Annotated in this window: 19 protein-coding genes; 9 read left to right on the top strand and 10 right to left on the bottom strand. The window is 32.4% G+C overall.

All coding sequences use genetic code 11. The features are described from left to right. Positions 1 to 124 precede the first annotated feature (124 nt). Genes BUA99_RS05495 through BUA99_RS05485 form a run of 3 tightly spaced genes read left to right on the top strand, consistent with a single transcriptional unit; the run spans position 125 to position 2,279 of the window. Positions 125 to 1,417 (top strand): hypothetical protein, encoded by a 1,293-nt coding sequence (locus BUA99_RS05495; protein ID WP_072989292.1) that lies wholly within the window; start codon positions 125 to 127, stop codon positions 1,415 to 1,417. Between the two features lie 18 nt (positions 1,418 to 1,435). Further along, positions 1,436 to 1,849 carry a hypothetical protein gene (locus BUA99_RS05490; protein ID WP_072989289.1) on the top strand — a complete coding sequence of 138 codons (414 nt, stop codon included), beginning with the start codon at positions 1,436 to 1,438 and terminating at the stop codon, positions 1,847 to 1,849. 13 nt (positions 1,850 to 1,862) lie between these two features. After that, the gene (locus BUA99_RS05485) at positions 1,863 to 2,279 is read left to right on the top strand and encodes a hypothetical protein (protein WP_072989740.1); all 417 of its coding nucleotides are present in this window, start codon (positions 1,863 to 1,865) and stop codon (positions 2,277 to 2,279) included. 218 nt (positions 2,280 to 2,497) lie between these two features. Here BUA99_RS05485 and BUA99_RS05480 read toward each other — a convergent pair whose 3' ends face one another. Then, positions 2,498 to 3,436 carry an L-threonine 3-dehydrogenase gene (locus BUA99_RS05480; RefSeq protein WP_072989287.1) on the bottom strand — a complete coding sequence of 313 codons (939 nt, stop codon included), beginning with the start codon at positions 3,434 to 3,436 and terminating at the stop codon, positions 2,498 to 2,500. 212 nt (positions 3,437 to 3,648) lie between these two features. On the opposite strand from BUA99_RS05480, the gene BUA99_RS05475 reads away from it, so the two are divergent. After that, a complete protein-coding gene (locus tag BUA99_RS05475; protein WP_072989284.1) occupies positions 3,649 to 4,251 on the top strand; it encodes a hypothetical protein in 603 nt (200 codons plus the stop codon). Further along, positions 4,244 to 7,612 (top strand): transcription-repair coupling factor, encoded by a 3,369-nt coding sequence (gene mfd, locus BUA99_RS05470; RefSeq protein WP_072989282.1) that lies wholly within the window; start codon positions 4,244 to 4,246, stop codon positions 7,610 to 7,612. The genes BUA99_RS05475 and mfd overlap by 8 nt, the downstream gene beginning before the upstream one ends. Before the next feature lie 80 nt (positions 7,613 to 7,692). On the opposite strand, the gene BUA99_RS05465 is transcribed toward mfd, so the two are convergent. From BUA99_RS05465 to BUA99_RS05450, 4 genes are all read right to left on the bottom strand, one after another. After that, on the bottom strand, positions 7,693 to 8,301 hold the full coding sequence (locus tag BUA99_RS05465) for a hypothetical protein (protein ID WP_072989280.1): 609 nt from the start codon (positions 8,299 to 8,301) through the stop codon (positions 7,693 to 7,695). Positions 8,302 to 8,376: 75 nt separating this feature from the next. Continuing rightward, the gene (locus BUA99_RS05460) at positions 8,377 to 9,033 is read right to left on the bottom strand and encodes an aspartate kinase (RefSeq protein ID WP_072989277.1); all 657 of its coding nucleotides are present in this window, start codon (positions 9,031 to 9,033) and stop codon (positions 8,377 to 8,379) included. Positions 9,034 to 9,140: 107 nt separating this feature from the next. Beyond that, entirely contained in the window at positions 9,141 to 9,500 is a 360-nt protein-coding gene (locus BUA99_RS05455) for a YraN family protein (protein ID WP_072989276.1), read from the bottom strand. An 82-nt stretch (positions 9,501 to 9,582) separates the two neighbouring features. Continuing rightward, positions 9,583 to 10,479, bottom strand: coding sequence for a S66 peptidase family protein (locus BUA99_RS05450; protein WP_084673488.1), 897 nt, complete (start codon positions 10,477 to 10,479; stop codon positions 9,583 to 9,585). Positions 10,480 to 10,745: 266 nt separating this feature from the next. Here BUA99_RS05450 and BUA99_RS05445 point away from each other — a divergent pair, with 266 nt between their 5' ends. From BUA99_RS05445 to amaB, 3 genes are all read left to right on the top strand, one after another. Further along, positions 10,746 to 11,852, top strand: coding sequence for an endonuclease/exonuclease/phosphatase family protein (locus BUA99_RS05445; protein WP_072989270.1), 1,107 nt, complete (start codon positions 10,746 to 10,748; stop codon positions 11,850 to 11,852). A 33-nt stretch (positions 11,853 to 11,885) separates the two neighbouring features. Next, positions 11,886 to 12,416 (top strand): 3-hydroxyanthranilate 3,4-dioxygenase, encoded by a 531-nt coding sequence (locus BUA99_RS05440; RefSeq protein WP_072989268.1) that lies wholly within the window; start codon positions 11,886 to 11,888, stop codon positions 12,414 to 12,416. Between the two features lie 240 nt (positions 12,417 to 12,656). Beyond that, positions 12,657 to 14,204 carry an L-piperidine-6-carboxylate dehydrogenase gene (amaB, locus tag BUA99_RS05435; protein ID WP_072989266.1) on the top strand — a complete coding sequence of 516 codons (1,548 nt, stop codon included), beginning with the start codon at positions 12,657 to 12,659 and terminating at the stop codon, positions 14,202 to 14,204. Positions 14,205 to 14,283: 79 nt separating this feature from the next. Here amaB and BUA99_RS05430 read toward each other — a convergent pair whose 3' ends face one another. Together BUA99_RS05430 and BUA99_RS05425 are read right to left on the bottom strand one after the other, a co-directional pair. After that, complete coding sequence (locus BUA99_RS05430) at positions 14,284 to 14,781, bottom strand: DUF6646 family protein (RefSeq protein ID WP_072989738.1); 498 nt, start codon at positions 14,779 to 14,781, stop codon at positions 14,284 to 14,286. Between the two features lie 43 nt (positions 14,782 to 14,824). After that, positions 14,825 to 15,550, bottom strand: a complete 726-nt coding sequence (locus BUA99_RS05425) for a metallophosphoesterase family protein (protein ID WP_072989264.1) — start codon at positions 15,548 to 15,550, stop codon at positions 14,825 to 14,827. Between the two features lie 586 nt (positions 15,551 to 16,136). Here BUA99_RS05425 and BUA99_RS05420 point away from each other — a divergent pair. Continuing rightward, on the top strand, positions 16,137 to 16,430 hold the full coding sequence (locus BUA99_RS05420; protein WP_072989262.1) for a Bor family protein: 294 nt from the start codon (positions 16,137 to 16,139) through the stop codon (positions 16,428 to 16,430). Between the two features lie 234 nt (positions 16,431 to 16,664). On the opposite strand, the gene BUA99_RS05415 is transcribed toward BUA99_RS05420, so the two are convergent. The 3 genes from BUA99_RS05415 to BUA99_RS05405 form a co-directional block, all read right to left on the bottom strand. Further along, complete coding sequence (locus BUA99_RS05415) at positions 16,665 to 17,804, bottom strand: ATP-binding protein (RefSeq protein WP_072989260.1); 1,140 nt, start codon at positions 17,802 to 17,804, stop codon at positions 16,665 to 16,667. 93 nt (positions 17,805 to 17,897) lie between these two features. Continuing rightward, positions 17,898 to 18,650, bottom strand: a complete 753-nt coding sequence (locus tag BUA99_RS05410) for an SDR family NAD(P)-dependent oxidoreductase (protein ID WP_072989257.1) — start codon at positions 18,648 to 18,650, stop codon at positions 17,898 to 17,900. A gap of 227 nt (positions 18,651 to 18,877) precedes the next feature. Then, on the bottom strand, positions 18,878 to 19,750 hold the full coding sequence (locus BUA99_RS05405) for an aldo/keto reductase (RefSeq protein WP_072989255.1): 873 nt from the start codon (positions 19,748 to 19,750) through the stop codon (positions 18,878 to 18,880). Positions 19,751 to 19,864: the final 114 nt, after the last annotated feature.

The raw sequence follows: 19,864 nt of genomic DNA, 5'->3' as shown, positions 1-19,864 counted from the left end.
AATTATTAACCAGTAATCAAACCAATAATGATAAAAAAATTATCCCCCCCCATTTTTAAGAAATTTCCCTAATTTTGAATTCCTAAAATTTCGAAGTTCTATTTTAAAAATTTCAATATTATTTTTGTTAGTATTTTCGCTAAGTAATTGTCAAGAAGAGGAAGTCTTAAATATTGAAAACAGTGTCAACAATTTCAATATAGAGGATGCAAGGGATTTTTTTAACAATAATCCTATAAAAATAAAACAAAATTTATATTTTGTAGGAGAATTAAAATGGGATAATGGTAACTTTAATAATGACACATTATATGTTCCTTTATTTTCAAAAGGTTCGCTTTCAATAAAAGTCGTCAAAAACGGTAAAACAGAGAAATATATATTCCCTTTTATTGCAGTTACAGAAAATAAATCAAATCAATCATTTAATTATAATTTAAAAGTATATTTTTCCTTAAAAAAAGAAACCTTTAATAAAGAAACTTATCATTTCTACGATAATAATAACAAGTTAACAGTAAATAAAGAAAAAAAAGTTAGCAAGCAAGCCTTAAAAACATCAAAAATCGCAGGTTGCGAATTATGGGGTTATTTTTTAACTAATAATGACACAGGCGAAAGAACATTAATTTATACTTGGTGGGAGTGTTCTTCAGGAGGTAGTAACGGCACACCCGAGCAAGAAGCTCCTGATGGAGGTGGTGGGGGCGGTGAGGGAGGAAATTGTCCGGAAGGATATATTCAAGATCAAAATGGAAGCTGTGTTCCTAACTTAATTGACCCTTGTATAACTGCCAAAGAAATTTCTATTGCTACTCAGAGTACAACCTACTTATCTGCTAAAGCCAGCATTAATAGTGCCAGTGCAAATATTGAGCATAGTATTACACTTGGTAAGGATGTAAACGGAAATATTACTCAAGCCCCTATGCGCAGTGGGGGACAAAATAGCGTGGCCGTAAACACCACATGGCCAGGAGCGTTTGGCGCTTTACATAATCATCCTAATAATACGCAAATTTCAGGTGGAGATATATATGCTAGTATAGCATTAAACGCGAACAATAGCAATTTTACCACTAGCTTTATAGCAACTGATGGGGAGGTTTATGCTGCTGTAGTTACGGACTTGGCAGCCGCACAAGCCTTTGTGGCTGCTTACCCCGCAGATCATTCACCGGGATATAACCCTGAATTTCCTGATTTTATATTTAATCAACTGCAGGTTCTCGTGACTCCAATGGGGTCTAGTATCGAGGGTAAGACTGCGGCAATCGCTTTTATTTTAGATAAATACAATGCAGGTATAACATTGCTTAAACAAGATAGCAATGGAGAATTTAAACCCATTAAAACTCTAGAAACCACAAATTCAGATGGCTCTAAAACCTACACGACAAGAACACCTTGTAACTAATAATAAATCTAAAAAAAAATGAAAAATATAATTAAAACTTTAGCAATACTATTTTTATTAGTACACAGCAGCTGTAAAGCACAACAAATGGTACAAACGCCTAACGATGCTCATAAATTAAAAATAAATGAGCAACAGTTTTTAAATAAACCACTAAAATATTTATTGAACGAAATCAAACCCGAGATAAAGACTGCATTTGGAACTTTAGATTTTCCGTCCTATTTCTCTTTTAGATTCATAGATTCGGAGGAAATAAGACGTAGACCTGTTGAAAATAATTCCTTGGGATTATATGTATATGTAAAAGAACCTATAGAATGGGATTTTGATAAAAGACCAAAGGGCAAAGAATTTCTATGGACAAAAGAAGACGTGGAAAAATACGGTAACTTTACTGTGATCCGTATCAGGGTAATTGGAAAAGATTAATAGAATAAAAATCATGAAAAACACACTCAAAATTTTCGTAATATTATTTCTTTTGATGAACTATAGCTGTAAAGCACAACAAATGGTACAAACGGCTAACGATGCTCATAAATTAAAAATAAATGAGCAACAGTTTTTAAATAAACCACTAAAATATTTATTAAACGAAATCAAACCCGAGATAAAGACTGCGTTTGGAACTGTAGATTTTCCGTCCTATTTCTCTTTTAGATTCATAGATTTGGAGGAATTTAAAAGCGGAAGAGCAATAGGGAAAAATCACTTAGGCCTATATGTATATGTAAAAGAACCTGTAGAATGGGATTTTGATAAAAGAGCAAAAGATAAAGAATTTCTATGGACAAAAGAAGACGTGGAAAAATACGGTAACCTTACTGTGATCCGTATCAGGGTAATTGGAAAAGATTAATAGAATAAAAATTATGACAAAACACACTCAAAATTTTTTCAATGATATTTCTTTTAATGAATAATAGTTACAGAGCACAACAAATGGTTGTAAATACAAAAAATATCAATTAAAAGCTAACGAACAGAAATCTGTAATTTTTTTGAAATTGCAAAGTAAGGATTTAAAAAAGGAGGCAAAACATTTGTTTTGCCTCCTTTTTTAAGATATTCAATATGTTATTTCAAATGCTTCAGCATATCCACCGTCATACTTTCCAGATCATATTTATGTTCCCAGTTCCAATCTTTTCTAGCCTCAGCATCATCGATACTCGCAGGCCAGCTATCAGCAATTTTTTGACGGAAGTCAGGTTTGTAAGTAACTGTAAATTCTGGAATATGTTTCTGAATTTCGGCCGCAATTTCAGTTGGCGTAAAGCTCATTGCCGCTAAATTGTAAGAAGAACGAATTTTTATTTCTTCCGCTGGTGCTTGCATAATTTGAATGGTTGCAGCAATTGCATCGTCCATGTACATCATTGGCATTTTAGTTTCTGCTGACAAAAAACATTCGTATGTTTTATCAGCAAGTGCTTTATGAAAAATATCCACTGCATAATCAGTAGTTCCACCACCAGGAGGAGATGACCAGCTAATTAAACCAGGGTAACGAATGCTTCGCACATCGACACCAAAAATATTGTAGTAATATTCACACCATCTTTCACCTGCTTGCTTGCTGATTCCATATACAGTTGAAGGTTCCATAATAGTATATTGTGGTGTATTTTCCTTAGGCGTGGTTGGTCCAAAAACGGCGATACTGGAAGGCCAAAATATTTTTTTTATTTTCTTGGCTTTGGCCAAATTCAAAACATGAAACAGTGAATTCATATTTAAATCCCACGCAAATGCTGGGTTTTTCTCTGCTGTAGCTGATAATAAGGCAGCCATTAGATAAATCTCGTCAATTTTATGAACCTCTACAAGATGTTCAATTTGGTTAAAATCCAATGCATTTATCACTTCAAAAGGTCCAGAATTAACAACATCATTATTCAATTTTCTAATATCTGATGCGATAACGTTATCAGTACCATAAATTTCACGCAGTTTGTGAGTTAGTTCAGTGCCAATTTGTCCGCAAGCGCCTATAATCAATATTTTTGTACTCATTTTTTGATTTTTGAGTTGCAAAGATAACGTTTTCGTAAATAATATAATTTTGAAGTTACTACATTTTTTGGATCTAATAGAAGGATAGAACGTCAGTCTTTAATAAGTTTTGATGACGAAATAATTTACTGAAGGTATAAAATTGTTAACGCTACATTGAAGTATATATTTGTAAAATTACTTCGTAACTTTGCATTAAAATTTTATACGTAATGAACAACAAAATACTGTTCTTCTTTTCACTATTTTTAGTTTTGAATTCGTGTCAAAATGAAGATGAAAAACGTAATGCAGAAAACTTAAAAGAAACAAAGAAGCGAGAAGTTGTATTTAAAAAAATCGAAAAAGCTTGGATATTTTATGACACACCAGTTACGGATGCTGCCGAAAAGAGCGTGTCATCTTGGAGTGAATGGCGTATATTCTTAGCTGAATTGGCACAAAAGCCTAAAAAAACAATTGGAGCTTTTCAGCAAAAGTCAACAGCTATCACTAAAAAAGCGATGGCATTAAACAACAATATCCCTTATAACTTTAGTAATCCGCCAGTAAAAAGCCGAATTTCAGCTGTTGTTACTAAAGTTCAAATGCTTGATTTATACATTCATCTAGATAATATTCCTGATAAAAAAGTAGGTAAATTAATCGCTGAAATTAATTTAGAATTAGTTTCCTTGCAACGGCAGATGGATAAAATTGTTGAAAAAGGTAAAATTCCGACTGAATTAGGCGAATCCGAACTTCGAAAGATGAGAGATACTTCAAGAGCTATTCCTAATGTAATTATTGACGAAAACACACCACGCGTTGAGTAAAAAAGTTTTATACAGCACCTATGATAATTCTCCTAAAACGCAGCAAATTGTTGCTCGTTTACTAGAAAACAATCAAGTTAAAATGCATCTTTCGGGACTTATAGGTTCAGCATTTTCATTTGTTATTCGGTCAATTTTTAAAAAATCAGAGCTCCCTTTTCTAATTGTTTTAAATAATAAAGAAGAGGCGGCTTACTATTTAAATGATTTAGAGCAAATGATTGGAGAGCAAGATGTGCTTTTTTATCCTGGTTCATTTCGTCGTCCGTATCAAATTGAAGAAACTGATAACGCTAATGTTTTACTTCGCGCTGAGGTTTTGAATAGAATTAATTCTAGAAAAAATCCGGCAATAATTGTGACTTATCCCGAAGCACTTTTTGAAAAAGTGGTCACGAGAAGAGAATTAGATAAAAACACACTAAAAGTTGCTGTTACGGATAAAATTTCCATAGATTTTTTAAATGAGGTTTTATTCGAATACGAATTTAAAAGGGTTGATTTTATTACTGAACCCGGTGAATTCTCTGTACGTGGGGGAATTGTAGATGTTTTTTCATTTTCGAATGATAATCCTTATCGCATAGAATTTTTTGGTGATGAAGTAGAAAGTATACGTAGTTTTGATGTTGCCACACAATTATCTATTGCCACACAAAAAAAGATTACCATAATTCCTAACGTTGAAAATAAAGTCTTTCAGGAAAATAGAGAGAGTTTCTTGGACTATATTTCAGAGCAAACCGTAATTTTCATTCAAAATACGGAAGATTTTTTAGCACAATTAGACAAGCAATTTGTCAAGGCCGAAGAAGCGTTTGCTAAACTATCACAAGAAATAAAACGTTCTACACCAGAACAATTATTTCTAAACCAAGCTTCATTTATAAAAAGAGCTTTGGATTTTTCTATTGTAGAGGTGAGTTCGAAACCTATTTTTAGAACCAGTAAAAAATTTGAATACCACATTCAACCACAACCTTCTTTCAACAAACAATTTGATTTATTGCTCAATAATTTAAGTGAAAATCATTTTAATGGTTATAAGAATTATTTATTTTGTTCGAATGATGCTCAGGCAAAGCGTTTTCACGATATTTTTGAAACTTTGGATGAAGCTAATTCTGAGAATATTCGCAAGCAATATCACACCGTGGTTTTGCCGTTGTATCAAGGGTTTATTGATGAGGAAATTCAAATTACGTGTTATACCGATCACCAAATTTTTGAACGCTACCACAAATTTAATATTAAAAGTGGCTATTCTAAAAAACAAAATATCACTTTAAAAGAACTTACTACTTTATCTGTGGGTGATTATGTAACACATATTGACCACGGAATAGGACGTTTTGGTGGATTACAAAAAATACAAGTCGAAGGAAAAACACAAGAAGCTATCAAGCTAGCGTATGCAGATAATGACATTGTGTATGTGAGTATTCACTCGCTGCATAAAATTTCTAAATATAATGGAAAAGATGGTGCGCCTCCTAAAATTTACAAGTTAGGTTCTAATGCTTGGAAGATTTTAAAGCAAAAAACGAAGGCTAGAGTGAAGCATGTGGCGTTTAACTTAATTCAGTTGTATGCCAAAAGAAGATTAGATAAAGGATTCCAGTTTGCGCCCGACAGTTATCTGCAAAATGAATTAGAAAGTTCATTTATTTATGAAGATACGCCAGACCAGACTAAATCAACGCAAGAAGTAAAAGCCGATATGGAGAGCGATCGACCAATGGATCGTTTGGTTTGTGGTGATGTAGGTTTTGGTAAAACCGAAGTAGCCATTCGTGCCGCTTTTAAAGCTGTTGATAATAGCAAGCAAGTGGCGATTTTAGTACCAACAACTATTTTAGCCTATCAGCATTATAGAACTTTCACCGAAAGGTTAAAAGATATGCCAGTTACAATAGGTTACTTGAACCGTTTTAGAACGGCAAAACAAAAAGCGGAAACGCTGAAAGATTTGGCTGATGGAAAACTTGATATTGTTATTGGAACACATCAATTAGTAAATAAAAATGTAGTTTTCAAAGATTTAGGATTGCTGATTGTAGATGAGGAACAAAAATTTGGTGTCAACGTAAAAGATAAACTTAAAACGATTGCTGCTAATGTTGATACGTTAACATTGACTGCGACACCAATACCTAGAACATTACAGTTTTCATTGATGGCAGCGCGTGATTTATCAGTAATTACAACACCTCCGCCTAATAGATATCCTATTGAAACTAATGTTGTCGGATTTAGTGAAGAGCTTATTAGGGATGCGATTTCGTATGAAATTCAGCGCAACGGACAAGTTTTCTTCATTAATAATAGAATTGAGAACATTAAAGAAGTAGCCGGAATGATTCAGCGATTGGTGCCAAATGCCCGCGTGGGCATTGGTCACGGACAGATGGAAGGAAGAAAACTAGAAGAGTTAATGCTGGCTTTTATGAACGGAGAATTTGATGTTTTGGTCGCCACCACAATAATCGAAAGTGGATTAGATGTTCCTAATGCGAATACTATTTTCATCAATAATGCTAATAATTTTGGATTGTCTGATTTGCATCAAATGCGGGGTCGAGTAGGACGTAGTAACAAGAAAGCGTTTTGTTATTTTATTTGTCCTCCATATTCTGCTATGACTGATGATGCTAGAAAAAGAATACAAGCATTAGAACAATTTAGCGAATTAGGAAGTGGTTTTAACATTGCGATGAAAGATCTTGAAATTCGTGGTGCGGGAGATTTATTAGGCGGTGAACAAAGTGGTTTCATCAATGAAATAGGTTTTGATACATATCAAAAAATCTTAAACGAAGCGATTAATGAATTGAAAGAAAATGAATTCAAAGATTTATATCCAGAAGAAAACGATATTGAAACGAAAGAATATGTCAAAGACTTGCAAATTGACACCGATTTTGAGTTGTTGTTTTCTGACGAATACATTAATAATGTTTCGGAACGACTGAGTTTGTATAACGAATTAGGTGCTGTAAAAAATGAGGAAGAACTAATTGTTTTTCAAAATAAATTAATTGACCGATTTGGTCCAATGCCACCAAGAGCCAAAGCATTAATGAATAGCATCCGGATCAAGTGGATAGCAACCCGCTTAGGAATTGAGAAATTAGTGATGAAAAAAGGTAAAATGATTGGGTATTTTGTATCTGATCAACAATCTGATTATTATCAATCCAAGCGTTTTACTAATATGCTGCAATTTGTCCAAAAAAACAGTGCAATTTGTAAAATAAAAGAAAAAGAAACTCCTGCAGGCTTGAAACTTTTATTGACTTTTGAAAATGTTAGGAATACAAGGACTGCTTTAGAATATATGGAAATGTTGGGAGGTAAATAATAATTTAGTGTTTAAAGCCTCCAGCCTTCTACCGGTTTCAAAGCTTCCAGCCCTTCAAAAGCTGGAAGCTTTGAATTTATTTATTCTATAATCAAATCTTCGATTTCACCTAAATCCTGATCAAGACTATGATAATATTTAAAGTTTTCTAGATCATGAAAAGTTTCTAAGACTTTATCTCTCTGCAATTTGGTTGTTTTTTTTGATATAACACTACCGTAAGAAGTCCAAGGATATTCAGTAATACTGTCTGTAAACTTATGATGTACAGGATTATTATGAATATAAAAGATAAGTTTTTGGAAATATGCTTCAGAAATTACTAGTTTTCTCCTAAAATTTTTTTCAAATAAACTACCAGTTCTTTTATATCGTTTATTCATTGCTAAGGTATAAGCATTAAATAAGTTCGAAAACTGTTTTGAAGCGCTTATGAATTTCGGTTTATCAGTAGAGGAATATTCTAATGTTGAAACATCAATTTCGTCGAATTCTTTTATATAAACTAAAATATGGAAATGATTCCTCATTAAACACCAAGCATAAGTTTCTGCTATTGGAGCAATGTATTTTGTGTACAATCTTAAAAAATGATTATAATTTTCGGTTTCAAAAAACAAATCAATACCATTATTACCTCTATTATAAATGTGATAATATCTGCCGTTTTCTAAAGGAATTGGATTCATAATAGTTTTTTTAAATAGTAATTTTTCTAAATCTTCCAGCCTTTCAAAGGCTGGAAGATTTAAAATTAAATGTCATTAATTCTTCAGGTCCTTAATAACTTTAAACGCTACATCAACTTGCGCTTCACTAACTAAAATAGTAAACTCATTTGAAGTTGAAATTACTTCATTGATAATTATACCTTCCCACGCTAAACGTTGAAAAATAAAGTAGTAAATTCCTGGCACAACGATGTTCTCTTTTGGTAATTTTACGGTTATTGAAGCGAGGTTGTCAAGTTTTTGAATCAACTTTTCATTAACAAAATGTTTATCAACAAGATGATTGACACTGTTACTAACGACAATATTGGTTTCGTTTACACCCCGTGATGAGGTGTAAAAAATATCTGGAAGAGCATTAATATCTGAAATTAAATCCGCTTGCTTATTTAAAACTGTCTCAGAAGCAGCAAATGTATAATCCGTCAATGAGGACCGAACTGTAATTTCGCCAATATTCTTTATAACTTTATTTATTTTGTGATTCAATCTAAAATCAAGTTCTTCTGTAAGTCTTTTCAAAGCCATAACTACTGCACCTTGTTTCACTTCCTTGCTAAATTCAGATTCTAATTCGGTCATTATATTTCTCGATAGTGACGTCAAATTGATAATGCCAAGAGATAAACCGTTTAAAAGAAAAGGTTTTGTTTTGATGTAGTTTTCTACAAGGGAAGAAACAGTCTTCATAATTTTAATTATTAGTTAATGCTGATTCTACAAATGTTTATTTGTAAATTAAGGCCAAATGTAAATAAAAAAACAATTTGTTACAAATATAACATTAATTTAAAATTTTAAAAATGATAAAATGCATCTACAAGATGCTCAATATTAAATGATTTTCCTTCTTTATGAATTGCAATGATATCAAAACGAACTTCAAAATCTAAATCACGTTCATTGACAAATGCATCCACGGCTTTAACTAGAAGCTGAATTTTTTTAGTTTTTACAAAATCTTGAGGTAGACCAAAATCTAAGGAAGATCGCGTTTTAACTTCCACTATTGCTAAGGTATTTTCCTTTTTAGCTATAATATCGATCTCGGCTTTTTGAAAAGTCCAGTTAGTTTCTAGTATAATATAACCTTCTTTCTTCAGAAATTCTACTGCCATTTCTTCCCCTAATTTTCCAAGTTCGTTATGTTCAGCCATTTTTTTAGTGCTTAATTATTACTATTCACTGCTTAGGTTTAATGTGTAGTTTAAACTATGATGTAATTTTTTTTTTTGATTATTAATTAAAAATTACAGTGCTTGACTGCTCATTTACATCAAGCGTAACTATATTCCCTAAAATTAAAGCGCGATTATCTCTTATATGACCAGCTGGAAAATTATAGAGCACCGGAATATTATATTTTTTAGTCACGTCATCAATAATTTCAACGGCATCTTTTCCCCATGGAATATCATTGTCTTTCATCTTGGTCATAGAACCTACTATAATTCCTTTAATACTTTCTAGACAACCATTTCGTTTCAAATTCATCATCATACGGTCAATGTGATATAAATATTCATCTAAATCCTCAAGGAATAATATTTTATCTGAACAGTCAATTGCTGACGGCGATCCAAATAAGCTATACAAAATAGATAAATTTCCACCTACTAATTCTCCTTTTGCTTTTCCTGTTCTATTCATTTTAAAAGGTGCCACTTCATATTTTAATTTTTCACCAAATAATGCAATTCTCATTGTTTCAACTGCTGCAGGAGTTGCTCTTGCAACTGTTACAGGCATAATTCCATGTATTGATTTATAGCCCATCGTATTCAAATGATTGTGTAACGCTGTGACGTCGCTAAAGCCTACTAGCCATTTAGGCTTTTGTTCAAATTTTGTAAAATCTAATAAATCAATTATCCTTACTGTGCCATAACCACCTTTTACACACCAAATCATCTTTACATTTGGATTATCCATTTGTTGCTGGAAGTCGGTTGCACGTTGTTCATCAGTACCCGCTAGTTGATTATTATCTAAACCAATTGTACTGCCAATAATAACATTAAGGCCCCAACTTTTTAATAAATCAATAGCAGGCTTCAAGTTATCATCAAGATTTTTTCGAGCTGTGGCTACTATTGCTACGGTGTCTCCTTTTTGTAAATACGGTGGTGTGATCATCGGATGTTGAGCTTGAATTTTTAGTGAATTAAAAATTATGATTGTTATTAGAATTATATGAAAAAAGCTTTTAGGAATTTTATTCAAATCGTTTTTAAAGGACATACAATATTAAATTTTTGGAATGCTTGTGTAATGAAATAGACTTTAGGTCAAAAACAAAGATAGGGAATTACAAAATAATTTTAAGTTCCAACTCCAAATCACTATTTTTACAAAAGCGAATTCGAATTTACAATAAGTTAATCCTTTTAGCACTCTTATTTATGAGAATTATAAATCGGCTTTTTATACTTAGTTTGTTTTTTGCGGTCACTTTTGTATCGGCTCAGTCAAAGAAATATATTATTCATACCGTTGCTTTCTATAATTTCGAAAACTTATTTGATACTATAAATGATCCTGAAACTTTCGATGAAGAATGGACCCCGAAAGGATTACAACGCTGGAATACTGAAAAATACCAAAAAAAACTTCAAAATTTGTCTCGAGTTTTAGCCGAAATTGGTTCTGGAGAAAACAATGATGCTCCAACATTTATAGGAGGCTGCGAAATTGAAAATAGAGGCGTTCTTGAAGATTTAATAAAACAACCCAAAATAATAGAGAAAAATTACGGAATTGTTCATTTTGATTCGCCAGATAAAAGAGGAATTGATGTGGCTTTATTGTATCAAAAAGCTAAATTCCAACCTACAAGCTACAGCAATATTCCACTGTATATTTACAAAAAAGGAACTGAAAAAAGCGAAATGATTTTGAATACGTCAGAGGAGAAAACAGATGATGAAATTCAAATTAATACTAAAAATTACAGGGTTTACACCAGAGATCAATTACTGGTAACAGGTTTTCTGGAAGGCGAGGAAATTAATATTATTGTTAATCACTGGCCATCTCGATCTGGCGGTGAAAAAAAATCAAGTCCTTTTAGGGAAGCAGCTGGAGCATTAAATCGGAAAATCATAGATTCGTTACAGCGCATAAATCCAAATGCAAAAGTGATTACTATGGGGGATATGAATGACGGTGCATATAATAAAAGCATAAAAATGGGGCTTGGCGCCAAAGCAAAAAAAAGCGAGGTAAAACAATTTGATATTTACAACCCCTTTGAAGAAATGGCTAAAAGCGGAATGGGAACAATTGCATACAGAGATGCTTGGGATATTTTTGATCAAATATTAGTTTCAGAAACCCTAATAAAACAAGATTATTCTAGCTTTAGATTCTGGAAAGCGGGCATTTACAATAAGTCATTTTTAATACAAACTAGCGGGCAATATAAAGGATATCCGTTAAGGCATTCCACTACTGAAATAGGATTTAGTGATCATTTTCCTGTATACATTTATCTCATTAAAGAAAAATAATAGAAATCATAATTTACCTTTAAAACAAACACAATGGCAATAGCAAAACCCTTCAATCTTAATAAATGGATCGATGAAAATCGGCATCTACTCAAACCACCAGTTGGTAATAAAAATCTTTATACAGAATCTGGAGATTATATAGTAATGGTGGTTGCAGGTCCAAATGCACGTAAAGATTATCATTATAACGAAACCGAAGAGCTTTTTTATCAGCTTGAAGGTTCTATAAAAGTGATTGTTCAGGATGAGGGTGAACGTAAAGAAATGGAATTATACGCAGGAGATATGTATCTTCATCCTGCAAAGACACCTCATTCACCAGTGCGCTCACCAGGTTCAATAGGATTAGTGATCGAGCGCAAACGTGCAGGACTCGGTTATACAGATGGATTGTTATGGTTTTGTGATAACTGTAATCACAAATTATATGATGTGTATTTTGAACTACATAATATTGAAAATGATTTTCTCCCTCATTTTAAGCATTTTTACACATCACAGGATTTAAGGACTTGCGATAAATGTGGAACTGTAATGGAAGTTGATCCAAAATTTATATAGAAAATAAACTTTCAATTTGATTGTTTATTAAAAGGATTTTTGAACACATTCATTTTTATTGGAAAGAAGAAATTAGCAATAAAAAACATGAATTTTGGATAAAATCTTCTTAAAGACTCAATAATTTATAGGAATTTTTTCCAAAATTTTGAGCTAAATAACAAGCGATACTATTTATTTATTCCTGTTAAAGAGTTATGTTTGTATAAAAATATAACAATTTTTAATAAAAAAGTTACAATGATAACAATAGCAGATCAATTCGGAATCAAAGAAGCCCTCAAACAATTAGGGATTGAAGCCATAAATGAAGGAACATCGACTGGTGAGTCTAATTTTGCCAACGGAAAAATCATCGAAAGTTATTCACCAGCCGATGGCGCTTTGATTGCAAAAGTAAAAACTTCTTCAAAAGAAGATTATGAAAAAGCGATGCAAAAAGCATCAGAAGCTTTTCTAGAATGGCGTATGATTCCAGCTCCTAAAAGAGGTGATATCGTTCGTCAAATGGGGGACGAATTAAGAAAATTCAAAGAACCTCTTGGAAAACTTGTCTCTTATGAAATGGGAAAAAGTCTTCAAGAAGGATATGGAGAAGTGCAAGAAATGATTGACATCTGTGATTTTGCAGTGGGATTATCTCGCCAACTTTATGGATTAACAATGCATTCTGAAAGACCTTTACACAGAATGTATGAACAATACCATCCAATAGGAACCGTTGGAATTATATCGGCTTTTAACTTTCCAGTAGCCGTTTGGAGTTGGAACGCCATGATTGCATGGGTTTGTGGCGATGTTGCTATTTGGAAACCAAGTTCTAAAGTACCTTTATGTGGCGTTGCTTGCCAGAATATAATCAAAACAGTTCTTAAAAGAAATAACGTACCAGAAGGAGTTAGTTGTTTAGTAACCGGAAATGAGTCAGGAGATTTAATCAATAATGATAAAAGAATTTCTTTAGTTTCATTTACAGGATCAACTAGAATTGGTCGTCACGTATCAAAAACTGTCGCGGAACGTTTTGGAAATACCATTCTTGAACTAGGAGGAAACAATGCAATTATAGTTTCAGAACATGCTGATATTAGTATGGTATTAGTTGGAGCTGTTTTTGGAGCAGTAGGAACTGCGGGACAACGTTGTACCTCAACTAGACGCTTAATTATTCATGAAAGTGTGTATGACAAAACGATTAGTGTTTTAAAAAATGCTTACGGTCAGTTGCAAATAGGAAATCCATTAGACGAAAATAATCACGTTGGACCACTAATTGATAAAGGTGCTGTGAAAGATTATTTAGAAGCTATTGAATTAGCTAAAAAAGAAGGTGGAAAAATTATTGTTGAAGGTGGATTAGTAGAAGGTGAAGGTTACGAAAGTGGATGCTACGTGAAACCATGTATCATTGAAGCGGCCAATCATTTTGATATTGTTCAAACTGAAACTTTTGCACCTATTTTATATGTAATGAAATATAGCACGATCGAAGAAGCAATTGCGATGCAAAACGGAGTTCCTCAAGGACTTTCTTCTTCTATATTTACCACTAGTATGAGAGAAATGGAATTGTTCCTTTCTCAATCGGGTTCTGATTGTGGAATTGCCAATGTAAATATTGGAACTTCCGGAGCAGAAATTGGTGGTGCTTTTGGTGGTGAAAAAGAAACTGGTGGTGGTCGTGAATCTGGGTCTGATGCTTGGAAAGCGTACATGAGAAGACAAACAAATACAATTAATTACGGAACCCAATTACCATTGGCACAAGGAATAAAGTTTGATTTGTAGTCAAACTTAAAGTAACTAAAAACGGCAATTTGGATTGATCAAATTGCCGTTTTTTTATATTAATTTAATTCTTAGAAAACTACAAATTAAAAGAAGCACCAATATTAAAGACGAACTGGTTGTTCAATTTGTCAAAACCTACTGGACTAGTTTTATAACTTGCTATTGGAATTCCAGCTTCAGTAAAAATACCAAAACCTTCAGTAAAGAAATAGCGGAATCCTAAATGCGCTCCAAAATTTCTCAATCCTAAATCTAATCCTGGATAAATATCCATTTTTGGATCTAATTGAAAAACATTTCCTAAATTAGCATTAAAACGTCCTTTTACATCTATTCTATCACCAAAATCTGGTGTTTTACCAAGATCATCTTTTGAAACAGATAATAAATACGAAGTTATAAATCCAAAAGACATGTTTTCTCCCAAACCAAAATCAGAAGAAACTCTTATTCCAGATCCGCCCTCTTGAATAGTAGCTCCTAGATCAAATTTTATGTCGCCGTCGCCCTTAAATGCTTGTGCGTTTAGTAATCCAATTGTTAACAATAATGCTAATGTAATCGTCTTTTTCATACCGTTTAATTTTAAATATTGAACAAAATTAGTCCAATAAAATTTAATTTCTTCCTTTCTCATCAAAATATAACTGATTCAGCGGTTCGCTCTGCCAAAATTCCTTAGTGTCTACATCCATAATTGTCAAAGGTCCTTTAAAAGCTGCGCCAGTATCGACATTCCAGATGTTTGCTTTTTGAACAGGAGTTGTTTCTCCTATTCTCGTTACCGGAGTATGACCAATGTAAATTTCATTATAAAGCGTAAAACGTTTTGGATAAAAGGGATGATCTGGTGTAATTCGCGTGTCAAATGATAGAGCAGTTTCCCATAATGTTCTATCCCAATAAAAAAGTCCTGGAAAATACTCGAAATCTACACCATTCATATTAGTAAATCCAGCATGTACAAACAAACGCTCTTGATCATCAAGATGAAAATTTTGCAGTGATCGTAAAAAATCAATATGTTTTTTTTTAGTTTCCTTACTAACAGATTCGTAAGCGGTTACAGTTGCTTCGCCGCCATGTTTGTACCATAATAAATTATCTTTGCTTTCGTCAAGCCACTCTAGTAATAAATCATCATGATTTCCGCGCATACAAATACAATTTTGTTTAGACTTTAAATCGATAATAAAGTCAATAACTTGAGGAGATTGACTCCAACCATCAACATAATCACCAAGAAAAATTAATGTATCTGTTGTAGTAACTTTAGCTCTCTCCATTATTTGGTGTAAGGCTCGCAAACCACCGTGAATATCGCCTATAACAAGTGTTCTCATGTAATTAATGTTCTATAATTGAGTGCAATTTAAGTAAAGACTTTTTAAATTTTACAAACGCAAAATTAAGCAAAACTGTCCATCTATGTACCTTTAAAAATTTGTTTCTTAGATATTGGTAAATAGAATTAAAGTTGCTAAATTTTTTTAATAAAAACGCATTAAATTTTAAAATTTGTTTTGATAAATATCACTAATTTCCGTGATTGTTTTTAATAAAAAATAGTATTAAGTTTACGAAAAATTAAACATTTAAACTTATGAATGCAATTATAGCCCTTACGTTATTATTTGTTCGTGTGATTTGTAGCTTTGTTAATTATCTGTTTTTTGGATAAAAAATTAAGTAAAAATATTATTAAAACTTCATCTTACGCGAATCACAATTGCTTTGTGAAAATAGTTTGATTTTAAGAAAACAATTGATATACTCAGAATATAGTTGCATTAATTGCAATATTGGGATGAGTTAATAGCCACCAGTATTTGAAATTGTTTTTAGTGACAATTAACAATAAAAAAGGAGGTTTTCAAAAAACGACTCATTTAGAGTGCCTAACCATATAAAATTTTAAATTAAATTAGAATGAAAAAAACAATTAAAAGATTATCAGTTGCTTTCGCATTGTCAGTAATGATGACATCATGTTTCTCTTATACAAGTGTTGTAGGTAAAGGAGCTCAAGGAACAGCAAGTGTAACAGAATGGAATCATTACGTTATTGGTGGATTGGCTCCTGTAGGAATTTCAGATTCAAAAGCAATGGCTGGTGGAGCGACAGACTACACAGTTTTTACAAGACAATCATTTGTAAACGGTTTAATTGCTGCTATTACTTTCAGCATTTACACTCCAACAACGACAACTGTAACTAAGTAATTACATAATTCTGGCGATCGTTTTATTGCGGTCGCCAAATTTAAATAAAAATGAAAAAAATATTATTTTTTATAACAGCAATTATTACAATCTACTTATTGTTTATTTTGTCAAATATTTTTGTTTACCACTATCAAAAACTTAATACATTTGGTTTTGGCTTTCTTTTCGGTAAGATAATATTATTGTTGTTTTTTGGGTTCTCAACTTATAAATTACGAAAAAGTTTCTAAATTATTGTAAGTTATATTTCATCTTTCTCAATATTCGTAATGCTTCTTTAAACGATAGATAGACGGAATTAAAAGGCTTTAAAATTTCTTTAGCATCAATTAATTTCTGCTTTGCCTCCTCAAATCCATTTAGGTAACAAATCATAAAAGTAGAGGGTAAGTTCTCTAAATCTTTCTGCTCTCGTTCCGAAAGTGAGTTTCCACTTCTCAGTTTTTTCAATAAAGTATTGTTGGAATTATAAATATGAAACAGCATTTTTCTATTGAATTCTGGTGGTTGAAAGAGCATTTCATTTTCAATTTTGTAATAACCATTATCTTGAAAACGGATTGTTTGTCGTTCTAAGGGATAAAAGCTTGTTTTGTCATTTAAACCCAAGGGAACATATTCAGTGATTATAAAAGTATCTTCATCAAAGGTAATTTCTACAACATCTTGAGCCGAATAAAATAATTTAATTTGCTCGTTTATTAGTTCAATATCTACACGAGATAAATACGTTGTACCTCTAGATCGCTTCGGGATTCCCGCCCAACAAATCACAAACAACTCTTTAAAAACCTTGTACTTCGGTGACATATCTTTATGTTTGAAATTCATAAAATCAATGACACTATCAAGTGTGTACTCAATACTATTTCTAGAATTATTTTCGATTCCTAAAACTGTTTCCGTATTCTGATTATTCTTTTCAATTACACCTTCAACAGGCATAGTATTACTTCCTCTCCTAGCATAAACGCTGTTAATAGGTATTGTATAAATTCCTTTTTTGAAATGAGAAGATTTAATTTTGGGATTAATTGTCACTAAACCAATAACCTTATCTTTTGGTAGATTTGGAAAAGGTATGTTCTCATATTGAATTTTTGGTGGGTTTTCTAAATAAGCATTAACTAAATTCTGAATGCGGCTATCATCAAAAAAATCATCACCAACAATGGTGTTGTCTTGATCTTCAACACCAACAATGATATAAGAATTATTAGTAGGATTGGAATTAGAAAGTGCGCAAATGTGTTTTAAAAACTTTGCTTTTCCCTCCTGAGAATGTAAATTCAACTGACGTTTCTTATCAAAAAAACTGCTCTCGTCGTTATGAGCAAGAAGATTTTTAATAAGAATACGTTTGTTGATCATTAAATTGGTTTTTTTAATTTCGTTTTAAAAAATTATTACAGATTTGCAGATTTTTTTGCACTTTATAATCTGTTAATCTACGGTTATCTTTAATTATGATTTGTTCATAATAGTCGCCGATGCTTGCGCTGTAGGGAGAACTAATAAATCAGCGATATTTACATGATATGGTCTAGAGACAACAAAATGAATAATATCAGCAATATCCTCTGCACGTAAGGGCTCAAAACCATTGTAAACACTGGCCGCTCGATTTAAGTCTCCTTTAAAACGAACATCGCTAAACTCTGTTTGTACCGCTCCTGGATGAATTGCTCCTACGCGTATTCCATAAGGATTTAAGTCAATTCGCATGGCTTGATTCAAGGCATCTACAGCGTGTTTAGAAGCGCAATATACATTTCCATTAGGGTAAACTTCCTTGCCCGCAATAGAACCAATATTAATGATATGACCTGATTTTCTCTCGATCATTTTTGGAATTATAGCTTTAGAAACATATAGAAGCCCTTTAACATTAATGTCAATCATGGCGTCCCAGTCCTCTAAATTTCCATTTTGAATAGAATCTAAACCGTGAGCATTTCCAGCATTATTAATTAACACATCAATCCTAGAAAAAGTTGCTGGTAATGAGTTTATACTTTCAAAAGCGGCTTGCTTATCCCGAACATCAAACGATAAAGTATGAACTTCAGTAAACACTGAAAGTTCGTTTTTTAGTTCTAATAAGCGATCTTCTCGACGACCACATAAAACAACGTGATAACCATTTTTTGCTAGTATTTGTGCTGTTGCTTTCCCAATTCCGCTGGTTGCTCCAGTTACTAATGCTGTTTTATTCATTTTTTTTGTTTTTTTTAATTAACACTTTTGTTTTTTTAAATTAGGGCGTGTTCGCCGCGGTGAATCGGGCTTTCCGTTCCCGCATTTTTTAATTTATTCTCGTTCAAATACAAGATCAAATTAAAAAAGAGCTCCACTGCAATCCTGCACGCAATTCAAAAAATTTCAACACGAATTTTATAAATAAATTTATAAATATTTATATAAATTGTGCTTCCTAATAAAGACTAGGCTACATCTTCGCCCATGCTCGCTGTCCAAATAGCAAACCAATCTTCTTTATCTAATTTTAATTCAATTGCTTTTTCTAAAGATTGGATTCGTGCCACATTCACAGTTCCAGCTATTGGGATAATTTTTGCAGGATGTTGTAAAATCCAAGACAGTAAAATCGAGTCAGAGCCAAGGTGATATTTTGCCATCAAAGTCACCAGCAATTTTTTTAAACGGCGCGTTTGAGAATTATCTTCTCTAAAAACCGAACCTAATGGATTCCAGGACATGGGACGAATAGAATTCACTTGCATGTAATCAAAACTTCCATCTACCATTGGTTCAAAATGAGTTGCCGAAAATTGAATTTGGTTATAGGAAACCGCTACTTTTTGTCGGATTAATTCAGTTTGAGAAGTAGTGAAGTTAGAGAGTCCAAAATCGATGATTTTTCCTTCTGACTTCAGTTTTAAAACTGCTTCCGCAATTTCATCTACTTGCATCAATGGGCTTGGTCTATGTAGTAAAAAAACATCTAAGTAATCTGTTTGTAAATTTTGTAATGAGTTTTCAACTGACTGAACAATGTACTCTTTTGAATATTCATAATGCTTAATCGAATTGTTTCGATTGCCAGTGACTAATTGAATTCCACATTTTGATATTAATTGTATTTTTTCTCTCGCTATTTTACTTGAGGTCAGGGCTGATCCAAAAGAAGCTTCCGTAGTATAATCTCCATAAATGTCTGCGTGATCAAAAGTGCTGATTTTATTTTCTAAGCACACGTTAATCATGTTTTCCATTTCTTTGATGCTTAATTTTTTATCCCAAATTCCCCAGTTCATTACACCTGCAATAACAGGTGATAAATTTGTTTTGCTCATAGATTTAATTTTTTAATGAATACTAAGATTTACTGATTACAAGTATAATTTTCAAAGTTCTTAAAAATATAAAAATTGTATCACAATTCATCCTTAAAATTGAATTGTTAGATG

Source organism: Flavobacterium segetis, from assembly GCF_900129575.1.
In the GTDB taxonomy this organism is placed as follows: Bacteria; Bacteroidota; Bacteroidia; order Flavobacteriales; family Flavobacteriaceae; genus Flavobacterium; species Flavobacterium segetis.
This window is presented reverse-complemented; position numbering and strand designations above follow the sequence as displayed.